The organism is Photobacterium sp. R1 (assembly GCF_054600795.1).
In genome coordinates this window covers 1-251 of sequence record NZ_BAAHZP010000782.1, presented here as the reverse complement: position 1 = coordinate 251, position 251 = coordinate 1, and the positions used below count along the sequence as shown (strand labels likewise).

The 251-nt window shown below is 56.6% G+C and carries 1 protein-coding gene; it reads left to right on the top strand.

The window, feature by feature from the left end; translation table 11 throughout:
- Positions 1-14: 14 nt before the first annotated feature.
- Positions 15-251 (top strand): carboxyltransferase domain-containing protein (locus tag ACYP03_RS27205; protein ID WP_459782832.1); only part of this gene is annotated, 237 nt, incomplete at its 3' end.

The following is a 251-nucleotide window of genomic DNA, read 5'->3' as shown; positions in this document are numbered from 1 at the left end:
ATGAAGCCATTGCCATGCCGCGCCATGCCGAGCCCAGACTGAGTCTGGCGCCGGGCAGTGTCGGGATCGCCAACCGTCAGACTGCCGTTTATCCGGCGCAGTCACCCGGCGGCTGGCAAATTATTGGTAACTGTCCAAAGCCACTATTCAATCCGGAACGGGAGCCGATGACGCCTTTCAATGTTGGCGATCAGGTTTGTTTTCAGCCCGTAGACCGATCAACCTTTAAGTCGCTGGGAGGGAAAATATGG